At 66.0% G+C, this 11732-nt stretch carries 9 protein-coding genes and 1 pseudogene; 4 read left to right on the top strand and 6 right to left on the bottom strand.

The window, feature by feature from the left end; all coding sequences use genetic code 11:
• The first annotated feature begins 56 nt into the window (after positions 1–56).
• Positions 57–1901: a cobaltochelatase subunit CobT gene (cobT, locus tag FJQ54_RS04880; protein ID WP_140927298.1), complete on the top strand. Its 1845-nt coding sequence runs from the start codon at positions 57–59 to the stop codon at positions 1899–1901.
• 601 nt (positions 1902–2502) lie between these two features.
• Here the strand turns inward: cobT and FJQ54_RS04885 are convergent.
• Positions 2503–2799, bottom strand: coding sequence for a hypothetical protein (locus FJQ54_RS04885; protein ID WP_140927299.1), 297 nt, complete (start codon positions 2797–2799; stop codon positions 2503–2505).
• Between the two features lie 59 nt (positions 2800–2858).
• Entirely contained in the window at positions 2859–4649 is a 1791-nt protein-coding gene (gene recQ / locus FJQ54_RS04890; protein ID WP_140927300.1) for a DNA helicase RecQ, read from the bottom strand.
• A 53-nt stretch (positions 4650–4702) separates the two neighbouring features.
• Here recQ and FJQ54_RS04895 point away from each other — a divergent pair, with 53 nt between their 5' ends.
• The 3 genes from FJQ54_RS04895 to FJQ54_RS04905 all read left to right on the top strand — a co-directional run bounded on the left by FJQ54_RS04895 (position 4703) and on the right by FJQ54_RS04905 (position 7483).
• On the top strand, positions 4703–5449 hold the full coding sequence (locus FJQ54_RS04895) for an alpha/beta fold hydrolase (protein WP_140927301.1): 747 nt from the start codon (positions 4703–4705) through the stop codon (positions 5447–5449).
• 135 nt (positions 5450–5584) lie between these two features.
• Positions 5585–6634 carry an NF038122 family metalloprotease gene (locus FJQ54_RS17615; protein ID WP_207790366.1) on the top strand — a complete coding sequence of 350 codons (1050 nt, stop codon included), beginning with the start codon at positions 5585–5587 and terminating at the stop codon, positions 6632–6634.
• A gap of 87 nt (positions 6635–6721) precedes the next feature.
• Positions 6722–7483 carry a tetratricopeptide repeat protein gene (locus FJQ54_RS04905; protein WP_140927302.1) on the top strand — a complete coding sequence of 254 codons (762 nt, stop codon included), beginning with the start codon at positions 6722–6724 and terminating at the stop codon, positions 7481–7483.
• A gap of 3 nt (positions 7484–7486) precedes the next feature.
• Here the strand turns inward: FJQ54_RS04905 and FJQ54_RS04910 are convergent, their stop codons facing one another.
• The 4 genes and pseudogenes from FJQ54_RS04910 to FJQ54_RS18080 all read right to left on the bottom strand — a co-directional run.
• Positions 7487–7882 carry an acyl-CoA thioesterase gene (locus FJQ54_RS04910; RefSeq protein ID WP_140927303.1) on the bottom strand — a complete coding sequence of 132 codons (396 nt, stop codon included), beginning with the start codon at positions 7880–7882 and terminating at the stop codon, positions 7487–7489.
• A 28-nt stretch (positions 7883–7910) separates the two neighbouring features.
• Positions 7911–9956, bottom strand: coding sequence for a S9 family peptidase (locus FJQ54_RS04915; RefSeq protein ID WP_140927304.1), 2046 nt, complete (start codon positions 9954–9956; stop codon positions 7911–7913).
• 140 nt (positions 9957–10096) lie between these two features.
• Positions 10097–10987, bottom strand: a complete 891-nt coding sequence (locus tag FJQ54_RS04920) for a DMT family transporter (protein WP_140927305.1) — start codon at positions 10985–10987, stop codon at positions 10097–10099.
• A gap of 44 nt (positions 10988–11031) precedes the next feature.
• Positions 11032–11127 (bottom strand): annotated as a pseudogene (locus tag FJQ54_RS18080) (PEPxxWA-CTERM sorting domain-containing protein); the annotation flags it as partial.
• Positions 11128–11732 lie beyond the last annotated feature (605 nt).

Here is an 11732-nt window from a genome sequence, read left to right on the forward strand (position 1 = left end):
CGGGGCGCGCATTTCGCAGGGTTCAACCCGGCCTTCGGCTGGGCTAGACGGGGGCGATGGCCATCGATCCCAATCCGCTGGAAGATTTTCGTCAGGCGCTCGCCGCCGGCATGCGCGCGCTGGGCCGCCACCCGGAGTTCGAGCTGGCCTATACGGCGGACAAGCCCGCCTGCCATGGCGATCAGGCGCGGGTGCCGCAGCCCTCGCGCAACCTGACGGCCGAACAGGCGGCCGACGCACGCGGCTGGGCAGACAGTTTCGCCCTGCGCGCCCGGCTGCATGATGCGAAGGCGCATGCGAAGGTGGATGTCGGCCCCGGCCTCGCGCGGGAGATGCTGAACGCCGCCGAACAGGCCCGGGTGGAAGCGCTGGGCGGGCGGGACATGGCGGGCGTGGCGCTGAACCTGCGGCGCATGCTGGACAACCGCATGAAGACGGACCCGATCCACCGCGCCCGCACGCCCGATGAAGTGCCGCTGGCCACCGCCATGGGCCTGATCGTGCGCGAACGGCTCACGGGGGAGCCGGTGCCCGAAGCCGCCGCCAGTGCTGTGGCCATGGTGCGTGCGGGGCTGGAGGACGAGGCAGGCGCGCATCTGGACCAGCTCGCCGCCAATCTGGACGATCAATCCGCCTTCGCGGACGCCTTCCGCCGCGTGCTCGCAGACCTTGGCCTTGCCGACGACCCGGACAGGCCGGACGACAATGAGCAGCAGGACGAGTCGGACGAGGAGGAGCAGGACAGCCAGGGCGAGGATGAAGGCGACGACAGCGCCGAAACCCAGACTCCCCAGCCCTCCGCCGACGCCCGCAGCGAGGAACAGGAAAGCGGCGACTCCGACGGCGAGACGCAGGAGGCCGAATCCGAGAGCGAGATGTCGTCCGACGCGGAGCCGGGTGACGAGGGCGAGGACGGCATGATGCCATGGCGGCCGAACCTGCCGGATTCGAAGCTGCCGCCCGATTTTACCTATCGCGCATGGACCAGCGAGTTTGACGAGACCGTCACCGCCGAGGAATTGTGCGACGCCGAGGAACTGGCCCGGCTGCGCGGCTATCTCGACCAGCAACTGGTCAGCCTGCAAGGGGCGGTGACGAAGCTCGCCAACCGGCTGCAACGGCGGCTGATGGCGCAGCAAAACCGCAGCTGGGATTTCGATCAGGAGGAAGGCATCCTCGATCCCGCGCGGCTGACGCGGGTGGTGGTGCAGCCCGATCATGCGCTGAGCTACAAGGTGGAGCGCGACACCGATTTCCGCGACACGGTGGTGACGCTGCTGATCGACAACTCGGGCTCCATGCGCGGCCGCCCCATCTCCATCGCCGCCATTTCCGCCGACATCCTCGCCCGCACGCTGGAACGCTGCGCGGTGAAAACGGAGATTCTGGGCTTCACCACCCGCGCGTGGAAAGGCGGGCAGAGCCGCGAAAAATGGCTGGCCAGCGGCCGCCCCGCCAAGCCCGGCCGCCTGAACGACCTGCGCCACATCATCTACAAGCAGGCCGACGCGCCATGGCGGCGGGCGCGCCGCAACCTCGGGCTGATGATGCGCGAGGGGCTGCTGAAGGAAAATATCGACGGCGAAGCGCTGCTGTGGGCGCACAACCGGCTGATGGCCCGCCGCGAAGACCGGCGCATCCTGATGGTGATCTCAGACGGCGCGCCGGTGGACGACAGCACGCTGTCGGTGAACTCCGGCAATTATCTGGAACGCCACCTGAGGCAGGTGATCGGCTGGATCGAAGGCAAAAGCCCGGTGGAACTGATCGCCATCGGCATCGGCCACGACGTGACCCGCTATTACAGCCGGGCCGTGACGATCATGGACGCCGAGCAACTGGGCGGTGCCATCGTGGACCAGCTGGCAGCGCTGTTCGAGGAGGACAAGCGCGGGCGGTGACGGTTGGGGTGTGGCGGTGAGGTTGGAGTTGAGGGGGCGCTGCCCCATCAAACTCCCCCGGCAGGGGAATGATTCCCCTGCACCCCCGGACTTTTTACTTAGCCCCTCCCCTGCAGGGGAGGGGTTGGGGTGGGGGCCATTCGCTTGGCGCGAGGTTAAAGGTTTAGTGCCTGCGGCGCTTTTGGATGAACCCCGCTATCTCTCCCCCCGCTCAGGCTGAGCTTGTCGAAGCCCCATGCGGTATGACCCCCGGGCTCAGCCATTGCGCTTTCGCTTCGGGGGCTTCGACAAGCTCAGCCTGAGCGGGTTGGGGGGGATGACGGGTGTGGAGGTGGGAAGGATAGCGGATCAGGCCAACCGATGACACCCCCTCTCGTACTCTCCCCCTTGCAGGGGGAGAGAGCTGTGTAGCGCCGCAGGCAATCAAAGTGGACCACTCCCGCGAGGCTTAAGTAGAATCGCAACGCCAATATCGAGGGTGCAGGGAAATCATTTCCCTGCTGGGTGCAGGGCAAAGCCCTGCCCGCGCGGCGCGCAAACAACCGGGGGTGGGGGCCAAGGCCAAAGCCTTAAACTTTCGTTCCTGAACCCCCGATCCCGCCTAGCACTTCTTCGCGTTCTTCCCGATCACTGCCCCGGTCAGTGCCCCTGCACCGGCCACCAGCGCCGTCTCGCCAAGGTTGCCGCCCGCGATTGCCGCCACGGTTCCGGCGGAGGCAGCGCCGACGATGGCTGCGCGTTCCTTGCTTTTCTGCTTGGCCTTCTTGCAGGCTTCGTAGCTTTCATAATGGTGGCCGTCATATTCCCAGACGGTCTGCTTTTTCTCTTTCGCGGCCAGCGGCAGCGCTGGGGCGGTGGTCATGGCGATTGCCACCAGCCCAAGGGTCAGACTCCGCATGTTCAATCTCCTCTCAGTCTTCACTCTGACGCAAACTGCCTGAACGGCATATGGTTTCGTCACTCGTCTGCCACCAGCGCGAGCAATTCGTCGCCGAAGCGGGTCAGTTTGGCGTCTCCAATGCCGGGCACGGCGGCGAGGTCGGCGCGGGTTTCGGGGCGGATCGCGGCGATGGCTTTCAGGGCGCTGTCGTGCAGGATCACGAAGGCGGGCACATCCTCGGCCTCGGCGCGGGTGCGCCGCCATGCGCGCAGCTTTTCGAACAGCCCGGCGTCGGCGGCACCCAGTTCGGCGACAGCGCGTTCGGTGCGTTTGGCGCGAACGCGCCGTTCGGGGGCCCAATCATCCTTGCGCACGGCGACGGGCACTTCGCCCTTCAATATGTCGCGCGCGGCGGGGCCAAGGCGCACGCCGCCATGCTCGTCGCGCGCCAGCGCATTGCCCGCTTCCAGCATCCGCCCCAGCTTCAGCCATTGCGTTTCGGCGAGATCGGCGCCGATGCCGAACAGGCTCAGCTTGTCATGCGCGAAGCGCTCGACCTTCTCGTCCTTCGCGCCGCGCAGCACCTGCGCCACATGCCGCACGCCGAACATCTGCCCGGTGCGATAGACGGCCGAGAGCAGCTTGCGCGCGGCTTCCGTCACTTCCACCGTAACGGGCGCTTCAAGGCAGTTGTCGCAATTGCCGCAAGGCTTCGGGTCGGCCTCTCCGAAGTGCAGCAGCAGCGGCACGCGGCGGCAGCCCAGCGTTTCCGCCCAGCTGGCCAGCTTGTTCAGCATCTTCAGCTCATGCGCCTTGCGGGCTTCGTCCGCCTCGCCGTCATTGATGCGCTGGCGCGCCAGCGTCACATCCTGCGCGCCCCAGAACAGCATGGCGGTGGCGGGCGCGCCGTCGCGCCCGGCGCGGCCGGTTTCCTGATAATAGGCTTCGATGGATTTCGGCAGGCCCATATGCGCCACGAAACGGATGTCTGGCTTGTCGATGCCCATGCCGAACGCCACGGTCGCGCACATCACGCCCGCTTCGGCGCGCTGGAACCAGCGCTGGCTGGCGGAGCGTTCCTCGGCGGGCAGCCCGGCATGATAGACGCGCGCTTCCATGCCCGATGCCGTCAGCGTCTCTGCTGCCTGTTCCGCCCCGGCGCGGGTCTGGCAGTAAACGATGCCCGCCACTTCGCCCTGCGCCTTCACAAAGGCCGCCAGTTGTTCGGCGGGCCGCCGCTTGGATTCGGCGCGATACTGGATGTTGGGGCGGTCGAACCCGGCCACCAGCAACCGTTCGGGCGAAATCCCCAGTTGCTCGCAGATGTCGGCGCGGGTTGCGGCGTCTGCGGTGGCGGTCAGCGCCACGCGCGGCACGCCGGGCAGCAGATCGCACAGTGCCTTCAACCGCCGGTAATCCGGGCGAAAATCATGGCCCCACTGGCTCACGCAATGCGCTTCGTCGATGGCAATCAGGCTGACCGGCCCTTGCGAAACCAGCGTGCGGAACCCCTCCATCGCAGCGCGTTCCGGGGCGACATACAGAAGGTCCAACTCGCCTGCGCGGAAGGCGCGCGCGGTTTCCGCGCCATCGCCGGACTGGCTGTTCAGCGCGGCGGCCTTCACGCCCGCAAGCTCGAGCGCCCGCACCTGATCCGCCATCAGCGCGATCAGCGGCGAAATGACGATGCCGCAGCCCTCGCGGCAGATGGCGGGGATCTGGTAGCAGAGCGACTTGCCCGCGCCGGTGGGCATCACCAGCGCCATATCGCGCCCCGCCACCACGTCGGCGATCACCCGGCCCTGCACGCCGCGGAACCCTTCGAAGCCGAAAACGGAATGCAGCGCTTCTTCAGGGTCTCGAATCATGCCGCCGCTTGTGCGCTGGCATGATGCCCGTCCGCAACGCTAAAGCAGCAGGCATGAACCATATGATTGAGCAGATGATCGACAGGGGCGATGGAATCCGCCTCGCCGCCCGCTTCCAGCCCGGCCGTGGCCCCACGCTGATGTTCCTGCCCGGCTATATGTCGGACATGTCGGGAACCAAGGCGCAGCATCTGCTGCAATGGGCTGCCGCAACCGGCCGCCAGTGCCTGCTCATGGATTATTCCGGCTGCGGCGCTTCGGAAGGGGCGTTCGAGGCCGGCTCCATCCGGCGCTGGGCAGCGGATGCGAAGGCGGTGGTGGATGCGCTGGCACCGGGGCCGCTCATCCCTATCGGCTCGTCGATGGGCGGCTGGATCATGCTGCATCTGGCGCTGGCGGAGCCTTCGCGAATCCACGCGATGGTGGGGATCGCCGCCGCGCCGGATTTCACCCGCTGGGGCCTGTCTCTGGACGCAAACGATGTGGAGGCTCTGGCGCATCAGGGCTTCACCACCCGTCCGTCAGCCTATGCCGACAGCCCCTATCGCTACAGCCGGGCGCTGATCGAGGATGCCGAAACCGCCTGCCTGCTGGATGGCCCCGTCGCGCTGGACATGCCGGTGCGGCTGATCCACGGCACGGCGGATGCGGATGTGCCATGGCACATCTCGCAATGTCTGATGGTGGAGCTGCGCTCGGCCGATGTGCAGCTGGCGCTGGTGAAGGGCGGGGATCACCGCCTGTCGTCGCCGTCTGACCTTGCCCTGCTGGAACGCACGCTGACGGAATTTGTACCCTGATGTAACTGCCCTGCAATCAGGGGGTTGCCAATTGCTTTTAACCATGATTGTCTGAAACCACGCTCCGGCCAGGATGGGGGGAAGGGGCGTGTTTCCATGCGTTCGTCACCACACAACCAGAAGGGGGTTGCCACGATGATTCGTGTTCGCAAGACGATGATGCTTGCCGGTTTCGCAGCGGTTGCGATGTCGGCTGTTCCGGCCAATGCGCTCAGCATTGTGCTTACCAACATGGGCGGTGTCGAAGAAGGCACCGATGCGTGGATCGGCTTCACCGCCGCCGCGAAATATTGGGAATCGGTGCTCACCAACGATGTCACGGTGAACATCCGGGTGGGCTTCTCCGATCTTGGCGCGACAACGCTGGGTTCGGCGTCCAGTTCCGGCGCGACTTACACCACGGCCGCCTACAAGACGGCGCTTGCCGCCAGCGCCACGTCCGATCTGGATGACAGCGTGGTGGCCAATCTCGATAATCTCACCTCGAACAATTATCGGGTCTACACCGCGCTGGGCAAGGCGCTGGGGCTGTACACCAACACCACCAACAATGATTCCACCATTCGTTTCAACAATACGTTCGCGTGGGATTTCAACACGAACGACGGTTTCACCGGCTATTCGTCGGATTTCATCAGCGTCGCCGTGCATGAAATCGGCCATGCGCTGGGCTGGGCCTCCGGCGTGACGCAGAGCGGCAACGGGCAGGCCGCCAACACCGATCTGCTGCGCTACCAGAATGGCAGCTGGAGCATGGCGTGGGGCGGGGATCCGTATCTCTCCATCGACGGCGGCGAGACCCAGATCTTCGATCGCAGCTGGATGTCCACCGGGGCGGATGGCCGCCAGACCTCGCACTGGAAAGACGGCGCGCGCATCCATGATGGCGTCACCTGCACCCAGCTTCTGGAGCCGCAGATCGGCATCATGGATCCCACAGGCGGCATCTGCCAGCAGGGTATTGTGACAGCGGCCGACCTTGCCGTGATGGACGCCATCGGCTGGACACTGGCGTGGGATATCCTCACCACGCCGACCTACACCTTCAACAGCGCGCAGATCCTGAACGCGGCCTTCCCGCAGTTCGGGGCGGTGCCGGAAGCGTCGACCTGGGCGATGCTGATCGCGGGCTTCGGCCTCGTCGGTCTGGCGGCCCGCCGCCGCCGGGAAACCGCGACGGCCTGATCGGCCTGTCGCAAGAAGGGTCGGAAAGGGCCGCAGCCTGCCGCTGCGGCCCTTTTCTTGTGGCCATGCAGCGCCTACCTCGCAGCGATGCGCACTGCTTTGATGATCCTCCTGCTCGCCGCCGCCCCGGCGCTTGCGCAGGAAGCCTATGATCCCTCGCTCGATCCGAAACGCTATGATGGTTGCGTTCGCGCCATCCCCACCGATGCGGCGAAGGCAGAGGAGTTCGCCGTGCAATGGCAGGGCATGGGCGGCGGCCTGCCCGCGCGCCACTGTCAGGCGCTGGCGCAGTTGCAGCAGGGCAAGAATGCGGCCGCCGCGCTGACGCTGGCGAAGGCGGCGCAGGCAGCCGAAGCGCAGAAAAGCCCGATGGCCGCGGATTTCTGGGGGCAGGCGGGCAATGCCGCGTTGCTGGCGGGCGATGCGCGCGGGGCGGTCGCCCATTTCTCCAGCGGCATCGTCGCGGCAGGCGAGTTCGCGCCCGTGCGCACCGCCAATTTGCTGATCGACCGCGCCCGCGCCAACACCGAGCTGAAAGAGCTGAAATCCGCCCGCGCCGATCTGGACAAGGCAACCAGCCTCGCCCCCACGGAGCCGACCGGCTGGCTGCTTTCGGCCACGCTGGCGCGGCGGCAGGACGATCTCGCCCGCGCCCGCACCGATATCGCCAAGGCCGCCGAACTGGCACCCAAGGATGCCGATGTGCAGTTCGAACAGGGCGCGATCCTCGCCGCATCCGGCGACATTCCCGGCGCGCGCAAGCTGTGGGGGCAAGTGGTGCAGCAATCGCCGGGCACGGATGCGGCGACGCTCGCGGCCCGCGCGCTGAACGAGGCCCCGGCGCAGTAAGGCTCAGCTTTTCAGGAACAGCGCGATCAGCTCCGGCCGCAGCCGCGCCGGGCGTTTCAATTCCCGGTCCATGATCACCCATGTGGTTTTCGCCTGCACGCGCAGGCTGCCGTCCGGCCCGGTGATCCGGGTGTAGCGATCGAAGCGGGCACCCTTTGGGTTTTCCGCCCATGTTTCCGCCTGCAGCGTCTCGCCCGCGAAGCTGGGGGCGCGATAATCGATTTCCTGCCGGGAAATCACCCACAGGTAACGCGCCTGCGCCTCCGCCGGGGCAATCGCCGCCCAGTGCGAAGTGGCCACATCCTGCAGCCACTTCACATAGACGATGTTGTTCACATGCCCGTTCTCGTCGATGTCCTCCGGCGCGGGATTCAACGCCATGCGGAACGAGTCGGCCATTATCGTATCGCCATCCGGCTCAGGGCCATTACGCCTTCGCCCGGCCGTCCAGCGCCATCATGATGAAGGCATATTCCTCCGCCGTTTCGCGCAGGCGGTCGAAGCGGCCGGATTTGCCGCCATGGCCCGCGCCCATGTTGATCTTCAGAAGCAGCAGATTGTCGTCCGTCTTCACCGCGCGGATGCGCGCGGCCCATTTGGCGGGTTCCCAATAGGTCACGCGCGGGTCTGACAGGCCGCCGGTGATCAGCATCGGCGGGAACGGCCCCGGCTTCACCTGCTCATACGGGGAAAGGTGGATCAGCCGCTTCAGCACGACCTCGTCCGTGCGCGGGTCGCCCCATTCCGGCCATTCGCCCGGCGTCAGCGGCAGGCTATCGTCCAGCATGGTGTTCACGATATCCACGAAGGGCACATGCGCCACGATCGCGCCCCACAGCTGCGGGGCCTGCACCACCACCGCGCCCATCAGCCAGCCGCCCGCCGATCCGCCGCTGGCGGAATTCAGCCCCGGCCGGCCGAAGCCCTGCTTGTTCAGATAACGGGTGGCGTCCACGAAATCGTTGAAGGTGTTTTCCCGCTTCTCCAGCTTGCCGTCCAGATACCATTGGTAGCCCAGATCGTCGCCGCCGCGCGTGTGGATGATGGCATAGGCAAAGCCGCGATCCAGCATGGACAGCCGGGTGGAGGAGAAGCTGGGCGGCGTGGCGATGCCATAGGCACCATAGCCATAGACATGCAGCGGCTTGGTGCCGTCCTTCACATAATCGCGTCGATACACCACCGAAACCGGCACCCGCGTGCCGTCGCGCGCCGGGGCATAGAGCCGCTCGGTCGCATATTGGCTGGCGTCATAGCCCGATGGGATTTCCTGGACCTTCAGCGTGAGCAGTTCGGAGGACGCCAGCTTGTAATCGAACACCGTGTTGGGCGTGATCATCGAGGAATAGCTGATCCGCAGCGCGGGCGCGTCCGGCTCTGCGTTGGCACCAAGGCTGGCGGTGTAGCTGGCCTCGGGGAACTGCACTTGCCGCTCCGTGCCGTCCGGGAAGATCAGGCGGATCTGGTCCAGCCCGCGCAGCCGTTGTTCCACCGCCAGATAGGAGGTGAAGGCGGTGATATCGGTGAGGTAGACATCGTCTGACCCGGCGACCAGCGTCGTCCAGTTGCCGGGATCGGCAACGGGCGCGGTGGCGATGCGGAAGTTCACATGATCGTCGTTCGTCAGCACGAACAGCTTGTCGCCACGGGAATCGATGGAATAGCGCACGCCCGCCTTCCGCGGCTTTACCAGCACGAGCGGCTTCGCAGGGTCTGCCGGGTCCAGCAGGCGGATGTCGTTGCTGGTTTCGGTGTAGCTGTTCAGCAGGATCCACTTGCGGTCCTGCGTGGTGGAGGGCAGCAGCCAGTAACCGGCCTCTTTCTCCTCATGGATAAGCTCGCTGGCCGCAGCCCCCAGCCGGTGCAGCCAGATTTTCGTCGGCCGCCATTCGGCGGAGGCCTGCGCCCACACCAGCCCCTTCGAATCCGACGTCCATGCCACGCCACCCAGCGAATCCGGGGCGACGGTGGCGATGTCCTTGCCGCTGGCGATGTCACGGATTTTCAGTTCGAACCGCTCCGAACCGTTGCTATCCACCGAAAAGGCCATCAGCTTGCCATCGGGGGAGACATCCATCGTCCCCAGCCGGAAATACTCCTTGCCCTTGGCGAGTTCGGGTTCGGAGAGCAGGAGTTGCGCGTCGCCGCCCGCCTTGGGCTTGCGATACCAGTTGCGATATTGCGCCCCGGTTTCGAACGCCCACCAATAGAGCCAGTCCCCATCGGGGTTCGGCACGGAAGAATCATCCTCTTTGATGCGGCCCTTCATTTCCTCGAACAGCGCCTCTGTCAGCATGGAGGCTTCGCGCTGCCATTCGGCGAAATAGGCGTTTTCCGCCTTCAGATAACCAAGGATTTCCGCATCATCGACCTTGGGATAGTCCTTGTCGCGCAGCCATGCGTAAGGATCCTCGATGGTGACCCCCTGCACCGTGATCTTGTGATTTCCACGGCGCGCAACGGGTGGCTTCATTCGGGGCTTTCCATCTTTGGCGAGAAGGGGCTGTGTAAGAAGGGGTGGGGCGGGCAGGGCGGCGGCAAGGCTGCCGGCAACGAAAGTGCGACGATCCATGGCGCAGTCCTAGCGCCGCACGCGTTACGGCGGCAAGAGCGTCAGCGCCGCACCAGCACCAGCGCGGCGCAGATGATGGCGGCCCCCAGCAGTTCCAGCGGCCCCATGGTTTCGCCGAACACCAGCCAGCCGATGGTGGCGGCCAGCAACGGCTGCACCAGCAGCCCCACGCCGATCACGGCAGCGGGCAGCGATCCGGTGGCGAACACCAGCAGCCCTTGCCCCACCAGCTGGCTCGTCACCGCCAGCGCCAGCAGTGGCCGCCAATCGCCGGGCCAGAAGGCCCCCGGTCCCAGCAGCGCCACCGGCAGCAACAGCAGCGCGGAAAATCCCGTGCTCATCGCCAGCAGGGTGGCGGTGGGAAGCTGCCCGCGCAGCCGCATCACCACGATCAGGTAGCCGGCATAGAAACCAGCCGCCAGCAGACACAGCAGATCGCCCGCCAGATGCCGGGGGCTGAGTTCGGCCGACGCGCCGAGCAGCAGCAATGTGCCCGCCAACGCCATGCCCAGCGCCATCAGCTTTTGCCGTTCCGGCCGTTCCCACCCCGCCAGCATCGCCCAGCCCGCCAGCATGAAGGCCGCGCCATTGCCGAACAAAGTGGCGTTGGCGACGGTGGTGCGGTGAATGCCCATATGCCATGCGGCAAGATCGGCAGCGAACATCGCGCCAGCCGCCAGCGTCAGCCCCCAGGGCAGCGCCCGGACCGCCAGCGGGGCCACCTCCCGCCGCCGTGCTAGCACGGCGACCAGCGTGAGCACCGGCAGCGCCAGCCCCATCCGCCAGAAAGCGGACGACAGCGCCGACACGTCCGACAGCCGCACCAGCATCGGCCCGAACGCAAGGCAGGCCGAGCCGAGGATCAGCGCAACAAAGGGCCATGTCCGCGAGCGTGCGGCCGGAAAATCGAGGCTGGAAGGGGCGGAAGGCATGCTTCCGCTCCCCTAGGCCCTCCCCGATGGCGTAAACAACCCCCTCAGGCGGCGGCATGGCTCCTCTGCCGGCGGGCCGCCATGCCCACGGCACCAAAGCCGATGATCAGCATCGCCCATGTGGCAGGCTCCGGCACCATCGAGCGGGCCGTCACCACATTTTCCAGCAGAACCTGCTTCGCGTCCTCGCCCAGCGAATCCGAAAGCTTCACACGAACGGTGTTGGTTGCGTCCATATAGCCGAGCCGGTTTGCAATGGTCTGCTTCATCGTGAGCAGCACATATTCGCCGCCGGACTGCAGCGTCAGCGGATTGCCGTCGCAGTCCGTGCCCAGCGTGGCGGATGCTTCGTGATAGCCTGCGGTCGCCGTGATCATGCTGGTCTCGGAATAGCCCAGAACGCCGGCTGATCCGCATCCCTTGCCGGTCGGGAAATCGATGATCTGGCTGGCATTGGCAAAGTTCGGCACATAGGCTGCGTCGAACAGGAACATATAGAAGCCGCCGATAGCCTCGCCTGAATACTCACCGAAGCCGTTCGCCACGCGCAGCGGAGCGCCAGACGATGTCCAGTCGATCAGTGCATCCAGCGCATAGGCGCTGCCGTCCGGGCCATTGAAGTCAAAACCCATATAGGTAACGATCGTACTGCCGATGCGGTTGTCGTCTCCGGCCCACACGCCGGACTTCACCAGCGGCAAGTCAAGTTCGCCGAACTGCACGCGTGAAACGATCGTGCCGCCGC

It is taken from the genome of Sandaracinobacter neustonicus (genome assembly GCF_006385875.1).
Classification (GTDB): Bacteria; Pseudomonadota; Alphaproteobacteria; order Sphingomonadales; family Sphingomonadaceae; genus Sandaracinobacteroides; species Sandaracinobacteroides neustonicus.